Genomic DNA, 18,025 nt, shown 5'->3' on the forward strand with positions numbered 1-18,025 from the left:
ATATACGGCTGCGTTCGGTTCGGTAACAAGCCGATGGTCTGAGCCGCTCAGAGGCGTTCGATGACCATCGCGATGCCTTGGCCAACGCCGATGCACATGGTGCACAGGGCGTAGCGTCCGGCGGTTTCTTCCAGCTCGTGCAACGCGGTGGTGACCAGGCGTGCACCGCTCATGCCCAACGGGTGGCCGAGGGCGATGGCACCGCCGTTGCGGTTGACCCGCTCGTCGTCGTCAGCCAGGCCGAGCTCGCGCAGTACCGCAAGGCCTTGGGCGGCAAAGGCCTCGTTGAGCTCGATGACGTCCAGGTCGGCCAGCGACAACCCGGTAAGCTCCAACACCTTGCGGGTAGCCGGCAGCGGGCCGATGCCCATCAGGCGTGGTTCGACCCCGGCCACCGCCATGCCGACGATTCGGCCGCGAGCCTTCAGGCCATGACGGCGGGCGGCGGTGCTGCTGGCGAGCAGCAGGGCGCAGGCACCATCGTTGACCCCGGAAGCATTGCCAGCGGTGACGCTACCGCCCTCACGGAACGGGGTACCCAGCCTGGCCAGTTGCTCCAGGGTGGTGTCGCCGCGGGGATGTTCGTCGTGCTCGACCACTTTGGCCGGGCCTTTGCGCTGCGGGATCTCGACCGGCACGATTTCCCGTGCCAGGCGCCCGCGTGCCTGGGCGGCGGCGGCCTTGTGCTGGCTGCGCAGGGCAAAGGCGTCCTGGTCGGCGCGGGAAATACCAAACTGCTGCGCAACGTTCTCGGCCGTTTCCGGCATCGAGTCGGTGCCGAAGGCCGCCTTCATCAGCGGGTTGACGAAACGCCAGCCGATGGTGGTGTCGAACAGTTCGGCCGCACGGCCGAACGCCTGCTCCGACTTGCCCATGACGAACGGCGCGCGTGACATCGACTCCACGCCGCCGGCCAGCATCAGCCCGGCTTCGCCGCAGCGCAGGGCGCGGGCTGCATTGCCGATGGCGTCCAGGCCGGAGCCACACAAGCGGTTGATGGTGGTGCCCGGCACTTCGATCGGCAGCCCGGCCAGCAAGCTGGCCATGTGCGCGACGTTGCGGTTGTCCTCGCCAGCCTGGTTGGCACAGCCGAGGATGACGTCGTCAATGGCTTTCCAGTCCAGTTCGGGGTGGCGCTGGATCAGGGCCTTGAGCGGGATGGCGGCCAGGTCATCGGCGCGCACGCCGCTCAAGGCGCCGGCATAACGGCCGATGGGGGTGCGCACGGCGTCGATGATCAAGGCATCGGCCAGGGTGTGTTCAGTCATCTTGGGTCTCCTGCGCCAGCACGGTGCCGCGCACTTTGTAGGATTTGCCATGGAACATCGCCACCAGCTCACCGCGCTGGTTCTCGATGCGGACGTGGTACAGCCCGGTGCGGCCCTTGCGGCTGACCTCGCTGGCGCGGGCAGTAAGCACGTCATCGCGCAGCGCCGGGGCCAGGTAGTCGATGCTGCAGCCCAGGGCGACGGTGGCCTGGTCGTGACTGTTGCAGGCGAAGGCAAACGCCGAGTCGGCCAGGGCGAACAGGAAGCCGCCATGGCAGGTTCCATGCCCCTGGATCATGTCGGCGCGTACCGGCATGCGCAGGCATGCCTGGCCCGGGCCGGCTTCCAGCAGACGGATGCCCAGGCCCTGGGTGGCCTGGTCGCGGGCGTACATGGCCTCGGCACAGGCTTGTGCCAGTTCGACTTCAGTCATGCAGGGTGCCTCCTTTGGCTTCGCAGCGGCGTAACAGCAGGGAAGGGCGGTAACGGCTCTCGCCGTAGCTGCGCTGCAGGTTGTCGAGCACGCGCAGGGTGTGGGGGATGCCGATGTTCGCGGCCCAGGCCAGCGGGCCGCAGGGGTAGTTGACGCCGGCGCGCATGGCCAGGTCGATGTCGGCGGCGCTGCCGACACCTTGCAACACGGCATCGGCGGCCTCGTTGGCGAGCATCGCCACGGTGCGCAGTACCACCAGGCCGGGCAGGTCGGCGACCGCCGTTACCTTCAGGCCGGCACGCCGCAGCAAGGCCACCGCCTGGTCACGAGCGTTGTCGCTGGTGTCGGCCGACCAGCTGATGGCGAGGCGGGTGGCGGTGGTGTAGTCCAGGGCCAGGTCGAGCAGCACCAGGTTGCGCAGGCCGTCTTCCCGGGCGCGCTGGCTGGCCAGGCGGCCATCGGACAGCGCCAGGGTGGCATCGCCCACTTGGATCAGGCTGCTGCCGGCGCGCTGGGTCACGGCGACGCCGCTCTGGCGCAGGCGTTCTACCAGCGGCTGCATCACCCCCAGGTCGCCTTCGACGACGCAGGCATCGACGATGGCGGGGCTGTGCAGTTCGGCTGGCTGCGGGCGTTCGGCGCCTTCGGCATAGCTATAGAAGCCTTGGCCGGTCTTGCGCCCGAGGCGTCCTGCGTCCACCAGTTCTTTTTGCACCAGCGAAGGCTGGAAGCGGAAGTCGCCGTAGAACGCATCGAAGACCGAACAGGTAACGGCGTAATTGACGTCGTGGCCGATCAGGTCGGTGAGTTCGAACGCGCCCATGCGGAAACCGCCGGCATCACGCAGCAGCGCATCGAGGCTGGCGCAATCGGCTGCGCCTTCCTGCAGCAGACGCAGGCTTTCAGCGTAGAACGGCCGCGCCACACGGTTGACGATGAAGCCCGGCGTGGAGCGCGTGTGCACCGGCTGCTTGCCCCAGGCCTGGGCGGTGGCATGAATGCATGCGGCAACGGCCGGGGCGGTGGCCAGGCCCGAGACCACTTCGACCAGGGCCATCAGCGGCGCAGGGTTGAAGAAGTGCATGCCAACCACCTGGTGCGGGCGTTGCAGCCCGGCGGCGAGGCTGGTGATGGACAGCGACGAGGTGTTGCTGGCGAGGATGCAGTCGGTGGCGCACAAGGCTTCCAGCTGGCTGAACAGCGCCTGCTTGACCTGCAGGTTCTCGACGATGGCCTCGATCACCAGGCGGGCATCGGCCAGGGCTTCAAGGGCGTCTACCGGGCACAGCCGGGCGCTGATGGCTTCCCGTTCGGCAGCCTGCAATTTGCCTTTTTCCACCAGGCGGGCAAGTTGCCGGTCTATGCCGGCCACCGCCTGGGCTGCAGCGCCCGGGCGGTTGTCGTAGAGCTTTACCGGGTGGCCGGCCTGGGCCGCAACCTGGGCGATGCCTGCGCCCATGGCGCCTGCACCGATCACCGCCACCTGGGCATTGCTTGCGAGTGCGCTCATGATCAACGCCCCTTGAATGCCGGCGTGCGCTTGTTCATGAAGGCACTCACGCCTTCGCGATAGTCCTCGCTGCGCCCGGCCAGGCGTTGCAGGTCGCGCTCCAGCTCCAGCTGTTCATCGAAACCGTTGTCGAAACTGGCATTCAGGCTGCGCTTGATCAGGGCCAGGCCGTAAGTGGGCTGGGTGGCGAGCTGGCGGGCGAGGGTGAGGGCTTCGTCGCGCAGCGCGGCATCGTCCACCACGCGGTGGATCAGCCCCCATTGCTGGGCCTGTTCGGCGCCCAGGCGCTCGCCCAGCATGGCCAGGGCCTTGGCCCGTGCCATGCCGACCAGGCGCGGCAGCAGCCAGGTGCCGCCGGAGTCGGGTACCAGGCCGATCTTGCAGAAGGCCTGGATGAAGCTGGCCGAGCGGGCCGCCAGCACCAGGTCGCAGGCCAGCGGGATGTTGGCACCGGCGCCGGCAGCCACGCCGTTCACCGCACAGATCACCGGCAGCGGCAGGTCGCGCAGGGTGCGCACCAGCGGGTTGTAGAACTTGTCGATCGATTCGCCCAGGTCCGGCACCTCGGCGCCCGGGGCGACGTTGCGGTCGGACAGGTCCTGGCCGGCGCAGAAACCCCGGCCTTCGGCAGTCAGCAACAACACCCGTACTTCGCTGCTCTGGCGTACTTGCTTGAGTGCCTCGCGCACTTCCAGGTGCATGGCGGTATTGAAGCTGTTCAGCTGCTCGGGGCGATTCAACGAGAGGAGGGCGACGCCGTCCTCGATGGAAAACAGGATGTGCTGGAAAGTCATGACAGACTCGCTCCGTCAGTCGAGGGAAAGATGATCAGCGGCCCTGGAAGCGGGCCTGGCGTTTTTCCTGGAAGGCACGGATGCCTTCGTCGCGGTCGGCGGTGCCGGCCAGCAAGGTGAAGGCATGGCGTTCGAAGCGCAGGCCGCTGCCCAGGTCGGTATCGCCGGCCTTGAGCAGCGCTTCCTTGGCCAGGCGCACCGCCAGCGGGGCCTTGGCGGCGATGCTGCGGGCGATGTGCAGGGCGCGTTCTACGGTGAGTTCCGGCTGAGTGATTTCGCTGACCAGCCCGGCCTGCAAGGCATGTCGGGCGGTGATGGCTTCGCCGGTCAGCACCATTTGCATGGCCAGCGGCTTGCCTACTGCCCGCAGCAGGCGCTGGGTGCCGCCGGCGCCGGGGATGATGCCGAGGTTGATTTCCGGCTGGCCGAAACGGGCGTCGCTGCCGGCGATGACGATGTCGGCACACATCACCAGTTCGCAGCCGCCACCCAGGGCGTAGCCGTTGACGGCGGCGATCAGTGGCTTGGCGAAGGCGGCGATGCTTTGCCAGTGGGCCACCCGGGGGTCGTTGAGGATGCCGACCAGGTCGCGCTCGGCCATCTCGCGGATATCGGCGCCTGCGGCGAATGCCTTGCGGCTGCCGGTGAGCACCACCGCGCGGATCTGTTCGTCTCGCCCGGCCGCTTCCAGCGCAGCGGCCAGCTCTGCCAGTAGCTCGGTGCACAGGGCGTTGAGCGCCTCGGGCCGTTGCAGGGTAATGAGCTGGACGCCCTGTTCGGGCGCCTGCACATCGAGATATCGCGGCATGTCGGGTTCCTCTGGCTGCACGCACGGCACATCGTGGGGCCGGCATTTCTTGGAATTGTTTGCAGGGGCGTGATGCGAGGATCACGTCCAGGTGGAACCAGTATATGCATTACGCGATACAACTATGCAACATTCAAAATTGTTTAATGTATCTCTTTTTGCGGAGTGACAACTGTCTCAGCAAAGGGTTTCATGATGTTGAATCGCTTCATCACCTTGTATTTAACGCATAATGCTGAATTTAAGGGAGCGCGATGACCCCAGCAAAAGCGATACACGACCATGCTGATTGACGCACAACAAGATTGTGATACAAGATCAAGGCGCATTTGAAATCATTTCAGGAGCTTTGCCATGCCTTGCTATCGACTGGACGGCCTGACGCCCGTGGTTCATCCGACAGCCTACGTGCACCCCAGCGCCGTGCTGATTGGTGATGTCATCGTCGGCCCTCGTTGCTACGTCGGCCCGCTGGCATCACTAAGGGGGGATTTCGGCCGAATCGTGCTGGAGGAGGGTGCCAACCTGCAGGACACCTGCGTGATGCATGGTTTCCCGGGTGGCGATACGGTGGTCGAACGCAACGGGCATGTTGGGCATGGCGCCGTGCTGCACGGCTGTCGCGTGGGCGAAGACGCCTTGATCGGCATGAACGCGGTGGTGATGGATGGTGCCCATGTGGCACCGCGCTGCATCGTCGCGGCCACGGCATTCGTCAAGGCGGGCTTCGAATGTGCGGCACAAAGCCTGGTGATGGGCTCGCCAGCCCAGGTCAAGCGCCCACTGACCGAACAGGAACTGGCCTGGAAGCAACGTGGCACGGCGGAGTACCAGCACCTGGCGCAACGCTGCATGAACAGCATGGTCGAATGCCCGCCACTGACCGAGGTCGAGCCCGAGCGCCCACGCATGGAAGACACCGGCGTCAGGCCCAAAGGCCAGGCATCGGCATGAGCCAGACAGCGTCACGCAATGGTCAGGCGGCCCGCCGCGCAGGTATAGTCGGTGCTTTAACCGCGCACAGTTCGCCCATGAGCAATCTCGCCCCACTGAACAACCTGATCACCCGCTTCCAGGAGCAGACGCCGATCCGCGCCAGTTCCCTGATCATCACTTTGTACGGCGACGCCATCGAACCCCACGGCGGAACCGTCTGGCTGGGTAGCCTGATCAATCTGCTGGAGCCGATCGGCATCAACGAGCGCCTGATCCGCACATCGATCTTCCGCCTTACCAAGGAAGGCTGGCTCACCGCCGAAAAGGTTGGCCGCCGCAGTTACTACAGCCTGACAGGTACCGGCCGCCGGCGGTTCGAGAAAGCCTTCAAACGGGTCTACAGCCCCAGCCAACCAGCCTGGGACGGTGCCTGGACACTGGTTTTGCTCTCGCAACTGGAGGCCGGCAAGCGCAAGGCTTTGCGTGAAGAGTTGGAGTGGCAGGGCTTCGGGGCCATGGCGCCGAACCTGCTGGGCTGCCCACGGGCAGACCGCGCCGATCTGGCCGCCACCTTGCGTGACCTGGAGGCGAGCGACGACAGCATCGTCTTCGAAACCCACACCCAGGAAGTGCTGGCATCCAAGGCCATGCGCGCCCAGGTGCGGGAAAGCTGGCGTATCGACGAACTGGGGCAGCAATACAGCGAGTTCATCCAGCTGTTCAGGCCGCTATGGCAAGGTTTGAAAGAGCAGCAACAGCTCGATGCGCAGGATTGCTTCCTGGCACGTACGCTGCTGATTCACGAATACCGCCGGCTGCTGCTGCGCGACCCGCAACTGCCGGACGAGCTGCTGCCTGGGGATTGGGAGGGAAGGGCCGCGCGGCAGTTGTGCCGTAACCTCTATCGGCTGGTGTTTGCCAAGGCGGAAGAATGGCTGAATGCAGCGCTGGAGACGGCTGATGGGCCGTTGCCGGATGTGAATGAAGGTTTTTACAGGCGTTTTGGCGGGCTTGTTTGAGGATTGGGTGCAGAGGCGGGTTCTATATAACTACGCTAAATGAATATTTAGTGTAGTTATACCTTATTGGCATATACAGCATGACAAATAGGGGGTATGTCTGGCCCTCAGGTATCGCGCGGTCCTCATGTATCTTTTGTCGCTTGTACTGATCACATCGCTTGCAGGGCAGCACCCACAGGGATGGTTCGTGGCTTGAGGTCTGCGAGAGATGTAAACAACTGTCTTCTCAATCCTGCGGGCCCTTGTAGGAGCGGCCTTGTGTCGCGATGGGCTGCGCAGCAGCCCCCAAGGTTTCAAAGCAGACGCATAATTGCTGGGGCTGCCTTGCAGCCCATCGCGACACAAGGCCGCTCCTACAATTGACCGCGTTAACCGATCGACCGGGAGTTGGGTTGCCGGCGATGGGCAGCGTGGCAACCTCAATGGCGCTGGCTGACAGGCGCTAGTCGTCAGTGTGGTCATGCATGCGCCGGATTTGTCCTGGTAAACAAGGTCGAGGGTGACCGTACCAGGTTTCTTTCAAGCACTCAGGGTACAGGTGCAAATGGCTGGCCTGATGTCCAAGTCGCGGTAGCCAACAGTCAAAAGGCAAGGCTAACGCATCCAGCACCAAAGTCGGCGAAGCGGGCGATGGATCAGGACGGATTATCTCGACCAGGGAGCTTTCCCTGGTCCCAAAGTGCCTCACTCGTGGTCTGGTGACCAAATATAGACTAGCGCATAATGAGTATTATGTTAAATGACGTATTTGGATTTGCCCGTCCGTATTCTGTCCCCATTCGTCTATCAAGCCCCCACGCTTCCACAAGCTCGCAAAACCACGCCGCCATGATCTCACTGGCTTGAGACATCTCATTTTGTGCAGAACCTAGAACTCCACCTTGCCCCGACCCGCCTTGACAGTGCTGCGCCTGGCTTTCCCTTCGAGGCGACGGGTCTTCGAGCCAAGGGTCGGCTTGGTGGGACGGCGTTTCTTCTCGGTCTTGCCGGCATTGATGATCAACTCGGCAAGACGCGCCAGTGCGTCAGCGCGGTTCTGCTCCTGTGTGCGGTATTGTTGTGCCTTGATGATCAACACGCCGTCGCCGGTGATGCGACTGTCACGCAGCGCCAACAGCCGCTCCTTGTAAAACTCGGGCAGCGACGAGGCGGGAATGTCGAAGCGCAGGTGCACGGCGCTGGACACCTTGTTGACATTTTGCCCACCTGCGCCTTGCGCGCGGATGTAGGTCAGTTCGATGTCGGCATCTGGCAGATGCAGATTATTGGAGATGGTCAGCATGGCATGGCCCTTGTAATTCCCCTCCATTATCACAGCCTTCGCCGCTCACCCACAGAACAAAATACGGTTGACCTCAACCACACTGATCGAGGCACCCCACTCCGCCATTGTGAATGGCGGCCGCGTTTCGCGGACCGCCACGGGTGGAGTGAACTCAGCGCATCATACCCAGCTCGGCATCGTCCATCAGCGCCTTGGCCAATGCGCTCAGGTAATGCGCAGCCCAGATCATCATCGGCTTTTCATCCATCAACCCGACAATCGTCAGTTCCCGCACGTACCCCATCAATTCCGAAGCCTGCTCCCGAGCGCTTTTGCAAGGAATGCCGGCTTCGATGCGAAACAACGGATGGGTCTGGTTTTCACCTTGGTAGAACGTGGTCTTGCCTACGGTGGTTTTCTCGTTCGATTCGTCAGTAGTCATGGGTCCATCTCCCTAATCGTCTAGCGCCTGGCGGACAACTTCGCGGGTGATCAGCCCAGCCCAGGCAATACCTGGTTTGGGCTCAGTGCAGCGTTCACGGTTCGTTCGGCAACTGTACCTGGACGTAGTACGTGGCCTGGATGAGGGTGTCTTCGAGGGAGTGGAGGCTTTGGGGTGGATCGGGGACCATCTTCAACATTCCTATATCTCCAAATGGGCTGCACCGATCCCGCTGTCAAACAGGTTGGGTGGCAGCTGTGTGTGGGTTGACAGACCGGCGGACATAGGAAGTTCCGGCGCACGCAAGCGTGCCCCACACGCAGCCGCCATTAACAGCGCTGCAGACCTACATACCATTACGGCCTGTCAAAGCCGTGTCACTGATGAGCAGCGACAGGCCCAGACTAGAGCCCTGCCAGGGCACCCGCAACGGAAAATAGGCGGCAACAGTATCTTTGGGAAATGCCCTACAAGAAAGCGAAAAAATCTGATTTTTCGAGGCTAGTTGTAATCAATGAACAACGAACGATTCACCATCACATCAGGCAATAGAATTCCGTAACCTCTGCCACAATCTCTCCCTTCGCATCATAAAGCCTCGCCTCTGGCGTCATGGCCATGGAGCGGGCCTCGAGCACGTAGCGCTGTCCAGCCTTGAAATGCTCGTAGTCTATGGTCAGGTAGCATTGCCTTACCGTGGTACCTCCCATCAGGCTGATGCCACCGCCACCATTTACTTCGTAGTCGAACCTGACGACCAATTCATGGCTGCCGGGGCTGACCTCAAAGAAGCGCCCGTCGCGCAGGCGTTGTTTATCCAGGCGTTCGGCCAACAGCACACGGTCATTCGGGAATGGCGTCGAGAGATCGACCCAAGCCATCTGTGGGTTGGCAGTGGGCATCGGCGCCTGGCAACCCGCAAATGCAGCGATCGCGAACAACAGTGTCAACTTGCGCATGGGTAGTTCCCCAAAGGCTCCTGGGCTCACTCTTCAGGATAACGCCGACAAGTGTCGATGTGCGCATGAAGGGACGACCGAAGCCCCCTCCTTCGCCTTCATGCTGATACTTGGTTCACGCAGCCCCTTCTCGTATGATCGTCGCAATCTGATCTGGAACGGATTTCGTGAAGTCGTTACCTGGAAATGTCCCAATTACCCCGGTTGCCCCCAAGGACGTGAAATGGAACGTGGGCGAGGCTGCCAACCAGCTCTCTTGGGACGACCTGCGGATCATCAAAACGCTCAGTGAGTGTGGCAATCGCGCTGCCACAGCCAAGAAGCTCGGCATCAACGTGTCCACCGTCTCCCGCAGAGTCTCCCAGGTTGAAAAAACACTTGGCGTAGCCTTGTTCGATCACCGCAAATCAGGCTATCTGCTCACCATCGAGGGCGCGGAATTGCGTGCCCTCGCCGAGCGCGTGGAGCTGGACATCGTCAGCGTGACGCGGCGTGTCTCACGTGCCGGCCAGGGGCCACTCGGAAAGCTTCGTATCACCACCAGCGACTCACTGCTGCTTTACTTCCTCACCCCCATCATCGCGGACTTCAAGGCCCTCAATGAAGGCATCACGATCGAGGTGCTGGTGGGCAACGAATCACTGAGCCTTGCGCGAGACGAATCGGATATTGCGGTTCGGGCGACCAGGAAACCCGCCGAAAGCCTGGTGGGCCGCAAACTGGCCACAATCGCCTGGGCTCCCTACGGCAGCAGCAACCACACATCGCCTACTCCTCTGTTCACGGAAGGCCAGGCATGGGTTTCCTATTCCGCGGCGCTACGCGGGCTCAAGGCAACGAGCTATGTCGAAAACAGGGTCGCTGCCGAGTGCATCTCGTACCGCACCGATTCGGTTGCGGCGGCAAGTGCTGCAATCGCGGCAGGCCTGGGGGTGGGGTTTTTGCCCTGCATGCTGGGTGATATCACGCCAGGGCTTGAACGCGTCGGCCCGGTGGTGCCGGAGCTGCAGGATGAGCTGTGGCTGCTGACGCACCAGGACATCCGCAAATCGTGGCGGGTCAAAGCATTCATGACGTTCTGTGCAGCTGCCGTTGCCAACCAGAAGCCGTTGATCGAGGGCCAACTGGTACTCCCGGTCACGTAGAGCGAAACCGGGAGTGCGGGTCACTCAGCGTGTGAGCCAAGTACCGCTTTGCAGGCGATTTCGATCAGCTGTGGGCGCTGGGCAAGCCTCGAGACGCCGATGATGTTGCTGGCGCATTGAGGCCGCTCCGTGCCGTAGGCGGCCTTGCGCACCTTGCCGACCACGGCAAAGGCCGCGTCCATGTCCAGTACGTAGAGCGTCTCTTCCACGACATCTTCAAGCGTTGCGCCATACAGCGCGAGCAGCTTGGCGATATTGTCGTAGGCGGCGCGCATCTGATCCCCCATCGAAGAGTAATCACAGGGCCTGCCGTCACGATCCAAGGGGGCCGGCGCGATCAGGCTGCCTTCTTCGTCATGATTGAACTGGCCCGATACGTAGATCTCATCCCCTACCCGCCGTGCCTGCGGATACCCGTAAGAATTCTCCCACGGAACGCCCCAATAGGCGGTTAGTCTGTTGAGTGGTTGTGAAGCTGCCATCGCTTTCTCCTGGCGTAAACCGGATCAGGTAGATCCGCGTTTGCGTGCGAATCCTAGCAGCAGGATGAACAAGCGAATGGCGCATTAATGCGCTCCTGAGAGCGCAAAGGTGCGCCACCGCTTCGCTCTGCGATTCGCTATCTTGTGCTCGGACTCAAGCAACGGGCATCACTGAGGACGTCATCCAGTGCCTCAGCACAGTCTGCACAAAGCAGGCGCCGTGACTTGTGCGATGACCATCATCCAGCTGACAGGGAACAAGAATGAACAATCCAAAAACTGAAGTACTGACCCCATTCAACAGCCAACTGATCTTCATCGATCAGCAGCCACAGATGGCCTTCGGCGTTCAGAGCATCGATCGCCAGACCCTGAAAAACAACACCGTGGGCCTGGCCAAGGCAGCCAGGATCTTCAATGTGCCCACCACCATCACGACGGTCGAGACTGAAAGCTTCTCTGGGCACACCTACCCCGAACTGCTCGCCGTCTTCCCCGACGCTCCGCTGCTGGAGCGAACCTCCATGAACTCCTGGGATGACCAGAAGGTGCGTGACGCGCTCAAGAAAAACGGGCGCAACAAGATCATCGTTTCCGGCCTGTGGACGGAGGTGTGCAACACCACCTTCGCGTTGTCGGCGATGAACGATGCCGGCTATGAAATCTACATGGTTGCCGACGCCTCCGGTGGCACCACCAAGGAAGCCCACGACTACGCCATGCAGCGCATGATTCAGGCAGGCGTGATTCCGGTGACCTGGCAACAAGTGCTGCTGGAGTGGCAGCGCGACTGGAAAAACCGCGACACCTACGATGCCGTCATGGAACTGGTGAAAGAACACTCCGGCGCCTACGGCATGGGTGTCGACTATGCCTACACCATGGTGCACAAAGCACCAGAGCGCGTTCAGCACGGCCCAACCCTGGCCCCGGTTGCTGCCGCTGTCTGACCATTGCCAGCCCCTGCATCCAGGGGCTGTTCATTGACCCGCTGATGGGTACGCCGGCTGGCTGAGCCAGGCCATCGAATCGAGCGTTATCGTCTGTAGCCCGCCCGAGGCTGCAGTGGCCTGCTCTGCCCACTCGAAACGTGCGTGCCCACTTCATTGATTAATGGATTTGTATGAACAGCGATCACTGCACTGTGCTGGCGACTGTCGCACTGAAAACGACCGGGCTCCTCAAGCCCTGGCAAGTCACGACTGCCAAGAGGTTGATGCTGGAGAACCTGGACACCGGCATAACTGTTACGGAACTCGCCCAAGCCTGCTCGCTGTCGCGTAGCCATTTCACACGAATGTTCAGGGATACCCTGCATGTGCCCCCGCAGCAGTGGATGCGTGAACAACGGTTGCGCAAAAGCAAGGAACTACTGGGGGGCTCGGGAATGATGCTCGCTGAGATCGCACTGGAGTGCGGTTTCTGCGATCAGTCCCACTTCTGTCGCACATTCGTGAAGGCCGAGGGTATGTCGCCGCAGGCTTGGCAGCGACAGGCGTCCATGCTGACTGCGCCTTTGCTCAATTAGGGAGCACATTTGTACCCTATCGATGCCGCCCTACCCTCATGGTCAAGGCAGTCGCTACCAAGAGCATCATTCCACTGGCGATGAAGCTCGCCTGGTACCCAACGCCGTCATAAAGCACCCCACCTAAGGTCGCACCTACAGTAATCGCCAGTTGTATCACCGCGACCATCAGGCCTCCCCCGGCCTCGGCGTCCTCGGGCAGCATCCTGGCCAGCCAGGTGAACCAGCCCACTGGCGCACAAGTGGCAATCAAGCCCCAGCCACCAAGCAGCACCGCCGTCGGGACGACCCAGGAGCCTGTCGAAATCACAGCGAATGCGATGAAGGCCATTAGCAGTGGAATACCGGTCAGCACTCTGAACAGATGCCGATTTCGCGACACGCATCGCGGACCTCAGCGTCTACCGACGCAACGCACCGGCCCCACCGGTCACCTGCATCGTCGAGCCAAGCATCGTGCTGGTCGTGCAGGGCGCCAAGGAAATGGTCATCGGCGGCGACGTGTTCCCTTATGACTCGACCCGGTTCCTGGTCACCTCGCTGAACATCCCCGCCCATTCGGCAGTGACGATGGCCAGCGAAGGCGCACCTTGCCTGGGCCTGGTGTTCAAGCTCGACCTGCGCACACTGGCAGAGTTGATCGCGCAAGACGGCCGCCTGCCGGCGGGCAGCCAGTCTGTTCACACAAGCGCCGGCGTGGGTTTGCTAAGCCCGAAGCTGCTGGAGAGCTTCAGCCGACTGATCCAGCTTTTGGAAGAGCCTGATGCGATACCCGTGCTCTGGCCGCTGATTCAGCGAGAAATCCACTATCGGTTGCTACAGAGCGACCAGGCCCCCCTGCTCCGCTACATCGCCTCGGTCGGCAGCAAGGGGCATCGAATCGCCAAGGCCATCGACTGGCTGAAGCTGAACTATGCCGCGCCGTTGCGGGTAGATGAATTGGCCTCTCGGGTGCAGATGGGGCTTTCAACCTTCCATCAGCACTTCCGCCGGCTCACCGCGATGAGCCCGCTGCAGTATCAGAAATGGTTGAGGTTGAACGAGGCAAAACGGCTGATGCTCAATGAACACCTGGATGCTGCCACGGCAGCCTTCAAGGTCGGCTATGAAAGCCCTTCGCAGTTCAGTCGCGAATATGGGCGGCAGTTCGGTACGCCGCCGAAACGCGATATTTCGGAGTTACGCCTGGGTGCAGAAAGAATGGAACAGGGCGACTGCCTTCCTTGGCCTTTGACTACGAAATAGCGACCTCTGGTGCCTTGGGATACACAGCGCGTTGGCTTCTTCGCGGGCATGCCCGCTCCCACAGAGACCGCGCCTGTCTTGCATCAATCTTCCGGCCTGCGCGGGTCCTTGTAGGAGCGGCCTTGTGTCGCGAAAGGGCTGCGAAGCAGCCCCGGCAATTGGTGCATCTGCGCTGAAACCCTGGGGCTGCCTTGCAGCCCTCTCGCGACACAAGGCCGCTCCTACAACAGCTGACCGCGTTGCGCTGCCATGGCTTTCTGTCAGGCATCGACAGCCTGCTGCAGCCCTCCTCCCAGCCGATTTCTTCACCGTACGCACCACCAACGTCGAGGAATAAGTGCGAATCGGAATATCCCGGTAAGTGTCGAGAAACCGGTAGATATAGTCGGTGTACTCGGTGGCATCGCGAAACTTGGCAACCATCACGAAGTAGAACTCGCCTTCAGATAGGTTCCTGGCCGCACACCAACATTTCGCACCCTTGAAATTAATGCGTTTAGTCAGCTTGCCAAATATTCCTTGCACACCGCGGGAACGGGCCTCGGTCATAACAGTACACACAGACCTTCCTGTGTCTGACCTGAGGTAAGCAATCATGGCAAACAATCAAGACAAGGGTGGCAACCAAGGCAATGCTGACACCGGCATGGGTAACAACACTGCCGGCACCGGCCAGCAAGGCGGCCAGGGTTCGGGCGGCCGGATGCCCGGCCAACAGCAGCAAGGTGGCAGCCAATCCGGCCAGAAACCTGAGGACAAGATGAACAAGGACTGGGAACGTTCCCGTGACACAGGGAGTCAAGGCGGCCAACGTACGACCGACAAGCAGAACCAGAACCTGACAGACAAGGACCGCATGGGCGGCCAGCAAAACCAGGCAGATGATCAACAGTGGGATAAAGATCGCTGATCATCCGCAGCCGGCATCAGGGTGAGTTTTGCCCTGATGCCACCTCCAACGTACGGGAGGCTCCTGATGAACAACTCCAGAGAACGGCATTCGACGGTCATTTGCCTGCAAGCAGGACGCATCCTTTTCGTGCGCAAGCAAAGCGCTGAATGGTCGTTGCCAGGCGGGAAAATAGATCCGGGCGAGCATCATCTGGACGCTGCGCAGCGCGAGCTGATGGAGGAGACTTGCCTACCCTTCAATGGTGCTCGATTCCTCAACCACTACGTGCTCGCAGGCGAGGAACATTACCTTTATCAGCTGCCTGTCGAACCTGGCGCAAAACCTACCGCAAATCACGAGATCGTGGAGTGCCGCTGGTTTACAGCGCCTGAACTTCACGAAGTGCAGGTCAAGCCGTCCAACATCCAACTGCTTGAACGAGAGCACCTGCTCCCTGTGTAGAGGTACCCGATTATCAGCGAAACGCGGAAAGTGTTCCGGCAACAACCTGGTTTTTCAGGGGGCTCGACGCGATTAACCTGCCACCACTGCTCACCTGAAAGGTCACATCCCAATGAAAGCAATCGTCTATGACACCCCCGGCCTCCCGATCCAGGATTCCCGATCGTTGTACGAGCACGATCTGCCCAATCCCATACCCGGTGCCAGGGACCTGTTGGTGGAAATCAAAGCCATCGCGGTAAACCCTGTCGACACCAAGGTCAGAGCCAGCCGCAGCGGTGACCACCCTCAAGTGTTGGGATGGGATGCCGTGGGGATCGTTCGCGAAGTCGGCGCCGAGGTGTCGTTGTTCCAGCCTGGCGACGAAGTGTTCTATGCCGGCGCAATCGATCGCCCGGGCAGTTACAGCGAATATCACCTGGTCGACGAGCGAATCGTCGGGCACAAGCCTCGTAGTCTGGACAATGCCAGCGCCGCAGCCTTGCCGCTCACATCCATCACCGCCTGGGAATTGCTGTTCGACCGCCTGGGTGTGGAGGAAAATGGCGGCGCTGGCAAGAGCCTGCTGATCATCGGTGCCGGCGGCGGTGTTGGTTCGATCCTGGTACAGCTTGCACGCAAGCTTACCCAGCTCAAGGTGATCGGTACCGCGTCACGCCCTGAAACCCAGGCCTGGGTCAGCGAACTCGGGGCACATCATGTCATCGACCATTCGGCATCCTTTGCCCTGCAACTGGAACAACTTCAGTTCAACTCGGTGGATTACGTCATCAGCCTGACCCACACCGATGCGTACCTCGCGCAGATCGTCGAAGTGCTGCGCCCACAGGGCAAGCTCGCGCTGATCGATGACCCTCAGCATCTCGATATCGTGCCGTTCAAGCGCAAATCGCTGTCGGTGCACTGGGAGCTCATGTTCACTCGCTCGCTGTACCAGACCGAGGACATGATCAAACAGCACCACCTGCTGGAAAAGGTATCGGCGCTGGTCGACGAGGGGGTCATCAAGACCACCGTCGGCGAGCACTTCGGCAGCATCAGTGCCAGCAACCTCAAACGCGCCCATGCCCTGATCGAAAGCGGCAAGGCAAAAGGCAAGATCGTTCTGGAAGGCTTCTGATCACTCGCCCGGTCAACACAACGAAGGCGGGGCCATGAGCCCCGTCACCTTATCCATCAGCAGCGATGAGCTGCTCGAAACGCTCCGCCAGAAACGCTCTGAGCACCTGCACAGCAGGTGTGAGCGATGTTCGATGAGCGCACACCAGCTGCAACGGCGCAGGTTGACCGTAATCGCCGGGAAACAACTCGATCAGCCGCCCGGCACGTATGTCCGCCAGCACGTCCAGCCTGGATTTGTAAACGACCCCCAATCCGTCAACACCCCAACGCCGAACGATATCGGCGTCATCGCTCACGCGGTCGCCTGTGACTTGCACGGTCTTGACGCCATCGGGCAAATGGAAGCTCCATCGCTCGTAGGTTTGCTCGCCCATCACATACCGCAGGCAATTATGCCTGCCCAGATCTTCCAAGGCCCCTGGTGCCCCATGTCGTGCCAGGTAATGTGGCGAGGCGCAGACCGTTCTGCGATTTCCAGGGGCAAGCATCAGTGAAACAAGGCTGGAATCTGCCAGCTGCCCATATCGGATAGTCGCATCCAGTTGCTGGCCGACAAGGTCGGCCACCTGATCGCTGATCCGCAGTTGCAGCATCACCTTGGGGTGCAATCGCTGGAAATCGTCCAACCAGGGCAGCAGCAGATTCCTGCCAATATCCGAGGGCATGGACAGGCGAAGTGTACCCGCGATCTCATCTCGCCCCTCGGTCAGCGCCAGCTCACCGTTGTCCAGTGCCTCCAAGGCCTGACGGGCATGAGGCAGATATCGCTCGCCATCAGCCGAAAGCCGCAAACGCCTCGTGGAACGCACGAACAACCTGGCACCCAGGCAGTTTTCCAGGCGCTGGACTGCGCCGCTGGCCAAGGCCGGTGAAATATCCAACAACCTGGCCGCTGCCGAGAAGCTGCCGGCAGAGGCTGTTGTGACGAAGACCTGAAGATCATCAACCCGAACTGTTTTCTTCACTGTGGAAAATTCTTGACCTGGCGCGAGGATCAAAGCGTAGCGGCAATGCTGATACCTGCCCAGCATTGGCTTGCAGGAATTGCAGCGCGCCAGGTGTATCCCGTCATCCAGGCGAAAAAGCAAAAAAGATTTCAGCGCACCGCTGCGGTCAGAATCGTAGATAGCAGTGGAGATAACACCATGAAATTCGCGCTTTTCTGCCAATGGCTCGCCAAGCACGCTGGTAAACCCAGTACCTTCCTCATCGCCGTGGTGCTCATCACCCTGTGGGCTGCCTCCGGGCCCTGGTTTCACTACAACGACACCTGGCAACTGATCGTCAACACATCGACGACCATCATCACTTTCCTGATGGTCTTTCTGATTCAGAACACCCAGAACCGTGACAACGACATCATCCACGTGAAGCTCGACGAACTGATCCGCGCTACAAAGTCCGCAGAGCAATCGGTACTAGGTCTCGAATCACTCGACAACCGAGAGATCCATCAACTTCGCAAGGAGTATCAGGCGATGGGCCGAAACTGCGAAACGGCCCCACAGTCGCCTCACGAACAGCAGGCAGACGATGCCGCTCGGGACAACCTGCAGCGCTAGAGGTCAATTATGGTCGTTCGTTGCGTGCTGTTCGTCCTGGCAGCCCAGCAGAAATTCAGCCAAGTTTTCAGCACAGGCTGAAATGCCGTCCAGGAGCACCATCTCAAAACCATGGGTATTCTCTGTAGGGATCGCGATACAGGCAAGCCCG

General features: G+C 61.0%; 19 protein-coding genes and 3 pseudogenes. 10 read left to right on the plus strand and 12 right to left on the minus strand.

Going from position 1 to position 18,025, the window contains the following annotated elements; translation table 11 throughout:
* Nucleotides 1–47 precede the first annotated feature (47 nt).
* Genes pcaF through paaF form a run of 5 tightly spaced genes read right to left on the minus strand, consistent with a single transcriptional unit; the run spans nt 48 to nt 4,813 of the window.
* Nucleotides 48–1,268, minus strand: a complete 1,221-nt coding sequence (pcaF, locus tag CAG00_RS16920) for a 3-oxoadipyl-CoA thiolase (protein ID WP_085664849.1) — start codon at nt 1,266–1,268, stop codon at nt 48–50.
* Nucleotides 1,261–1,701 carry a hydroxyphenylacetyl-CoA thioesterase PaaI gene (paaI, locus tag CAG00_RS16925; protein ID WP_013972610.1) on the minus strand — a complete coding sequence of 147 codons (441 nt, stop codon included), beginning with the start codon at nt 1,699–1,701 and terminating at the stop codon, nt 1,261–1,263. The genes pcaF and paaI overlap by 8 nt, the downstream gene beginning before the upstream one ends.
* The gene (gene paaH / locus CAG00_RS16930) at nt 1,694–3,211 is read right to left on the minus strand and encodes a 3-hydroxyacyl-CoA dehydrogenase PaaH (RefSeq protein WP_085664850.1); all 1,518 of its coding nucleotides are present in this window, start codon (nt 3,209–3,211) and stop codon (nt 1,694–1,696) included. The genes paaI and paaH overlap by 8 nt, the downstream gene beginning before the upstream one ends.
* A gap of 2 nt (nt 3,212–3,213) precedes the next feature.
* Nucleotides 3,214–4,005 (minus strand): 2-(1,2-epoxy-1,2-dihydrophenyl)acetyl-CoA isomerase PaaG, encoded by a 792-nt coding sequence (gene paaG / locus CAG00_RS16935; protein ID WP_085664851.1) that lies wholly within the window; start codon nt 4,003–4,005, stop codon nt 3,214–3,216.
* Nucleotides 4,006–4,039: 34 nt separating this feature from the next.
* Nucleotides 4,040–4,813, minus strand: coding sequence for a 2,3-dehydroadipyl-CoA hydratase PaaF (gene paaF, locus CAG00_RS16940; RefSeq protein ID WP_085664852.1), 774 nt, complete (start codon nt 4,811–4,813; stop codon nt 4,040–4,042).
* Between the two features lie 354 nt (nt 4,814–5,167).
* Here paaF and paaY point away from each other — a divergent pair, with 354 nt between their 5' ends.
* Together paaY and paaX are read left to right on the plus strand one after the other, a co-directional pair.
* Complete coding sequence (paaY, locus tag CAG00_RS16945; protein ID WP_038409635.1) at nt 5,168–5,767, plus strand: phenylacetic acid degradation protein PaaY; 600 nt, start codon at nt 5,168–5,170, stop codon at nt 5,765–5,767.
* Nucleotides 5,768–5,844: 77 nt separating this feature from the next.
* Nucleotides 5,845–6,768, plus strand: a complete 924-nt coding sequence (gene paaX, locus CAG00_RS16950; protein WP_075045237.1) for a phenylacetic acid degradation operon negative regulatory protein PaaX — start codon at nt 5,845–5,847, stop codon at nt 6,766–6,768.
* 871 nt (nt 6,769–7,639) lie between these two features.
* Here the strand turns inward: paaX and arfB are convergent.
* From arfB to CAG00_RS16965, 3 genes are all read right to left on the minus strand, one after another.
* Complete coding sequence (arfB, locus tag CAG00_RS16955) at nt 7,640–8,053, minus strand: alternative ribosome rescue aminoacyl-tRNA hydrolase ArfB (RefSeq protein WP_085664890.1); 414 nt, start codon at nt 8,051–8,053, stop codon at nt 7,640–7,642.
* Nucleotides 8,054–8,207: 154 nt separating this feature from the next.
* On the minus strand, nt 8,208–8,477 hold the full coding sequence (locus tag CAG00_RS16960; protein ID WP_063914697.1) for a DUF3077 domain-containing protein: 270 nt from the start codon (nt 8,475–8,477) through the stop codon (nt 8,208–8,210).
* A 536-nt stretch (nt 8,478–9,013) separates the two neighbouring features.
* Nucleotides 9,014–9,436, minus strand: coding sequence for a hypothetical protein (locus CAG00_RS16965; RefSeq protein WP_085664854.1), 423 nt, complete (start codon nt 9,434–9,436; stop codon nt 9,014–9,016).
* Nucleotides 9,437–9,654: 218 nt separating this feature from the next.
* Here CAG00_RS16965 and CAG00_RS16970 point away from each other — a divergent pair, with 218 nt between their 5' ends.
* A complete protein-coding gene (locus CAG00_RS16970; protein ID WP_023663224.1) occupies nt 9,655–10,581 on the plus strand; it encodes a LysR family transcriptional regulator in 927 nt (308 codons plus the stop codon).
* Between the two features lie 20 nt (nt 10,582–10,601).
* Here the strand turns inward: CAG00_RS16970 and CAG00_RS16975 are convergent, their stop codons facing one another.
* Entirely contained in the window at nt 10,602–11,063 is a 462-nt protein-coding gene (locus CAG00_RS16975) for a Rid family hydrolase (protein WP_085664855.1), read from the minus strand.
* Nucleotides 11,064–11,326: 263 nt separating this feature from the next.
* On the opposite strand from CAG00_RS16975, the gene CAG00_RS16980 reads away from it, so the two are divergent.
* Together CAG00_RS16980 and CAG00_RS16985 are read left to right on the plus strand one after the other, a co-directional pair.
* Entirely contained in the window at nt 11,327–12,013 is a 687-nt protein-coding gene (locus CAG00_RS16980) for a hydrolase (RefSeq protein WP_003258732.1), read from the plus strand.
* Between the two features lie 173 nt (nt 12,014–12,186).
* Entirely contained in the window at nt 12,187–12,591 is a 405-nt protein-coding gene (locus tag CAG00_RS16985; RefSeq protein WP_085664856.1) for a helix-turn-helix domain-containing protein, read from the plus strand.
* Between the two features lie 16 nt (nt 12,592–12,607).
* Here CAG00_RS16985 and CAG00_RS29105 read toward each other — a convergent pair.
* Nucleotides 12,608–12,964, minus strand: a pseudogene (locus CAG00_RS29105) (MFS transporter); the annotation flags it as partial.
* Between CAG00_RS29105 and CAG00_RS16995 the strand changes: the two are divergent.
* Nucleotides 12,961–13,836: pseudogene (locus CAG00_RS16995) on the plus strand (AraC family transcriptional regulator N-terminal domain-containing protein); the annotation flags it as partial. The pseudogenes CAG00_RS29105 and CAG00_RS16995 overlap by 4 nt on opposite strands.
* Before the next feature lie 260 nt (nt 13,837–14,096).
* Here the strand turns inward: CAG00_RS16995 and CAG00_RS29110 are convergent.
* Nucleotides 14,097–14,286 (minus strand): annotated as a pseudogene (locus CAG00_RS29110) (Lrp/AsnC family transcriptional regulator); the annotation flags it as partial.
* Between the two features lie 145 nt (nt 14,287–14,431).
* On the opposite strand from CAG00_RS29110, the gene CAG00_RS17010 reads away from it, so the two are divergent.
* The 3 genes from CAG00_RS17010 (at nt 14,432) to CAG00_RS17020 (ending at nt 16,310) form a co-directional block, all read left to right on the plus strand.
* Nucleotides 14,432–14,746: a hypothetical protein gene (locus tag CAG00_RS17010; protein WP_075045255.1), complete on the plus strand. Its 315-nt coding sequence runs from the start codon at nt 14,432–14,434 to the stop codon at nt 14,744–14,746.
* Nucleotides 14,747–14,812: 66 nt separating this feature from the next.
* Nucleotides 14,813–15,190 carry an NUDIX domain-containing protein gene (locus tag CAG00_RS17015; protein ID WP_085664858.1) on the plus strand — a complete coding sequence of 126 codons (378 nt, stop codon included), beginning with the start codon at nt 14,813–14,815 and terminating at the stop codon, nt 15,188–15,190.
* 112 nt (nt 15,191–15,302) lie between these two features.
* Entirely contained in the window at nt 15,303–16,310 is a 1,008-nt protein-coding gene (locus tag CAG00_RS17020; protein ID WP_085664859.1) for a zinc-binding alcohol dehydrogenase family protein, read from the plus strand.
* Nucleotides 16,311–16,359: 49 nt separating this feature from the next.
* Here CAG00_RS17020 and CAG00_RS17025 read toward each other — a convergent pair whose 3' ends face one another.
* The gene (locus CAG00_RS17025) at nt 16,360–17,343 is read right to left on the minus strand and encodes a LysR family transcriptional regulator (RefSeq protein WP_085664860.1); all 984 of its coding nucleotides are present in this window, start codon (nt 17,341–17,343) and stop codon (nt 16,360–16,362) included.
* A gap of 114 nt (nt 17,344–17,457) precedes the next feature.
* On the opposite strand from CAG00_RS17025, the gene CAG00_RS17030 reads away from it, so the two are divergent.
* Nucleotides 17,458–17,874, plus strand: a complete 417-nt coding sequence (locus CAG00_RS17030; protein WP_085664891.1) for a low affinity iron permease family protein — start codon at nt 17,458–17,460, stop codon at nt 17,872–17,874.
* Nucleotides 17,875–18,025 lie beyond the last annotated feature (151 nt).

Source organism: Pseudomonas sp. B5(2017), from assembly GCF_002112825.1.
Taxonomy (GTDB): Bacteria; Pseudomonadota; Gammaproteobacteria; order Pseudomonadales; family Pseudomonadaceae; genus Aquipseudomonas; species Aquipseudomonas putida_Z.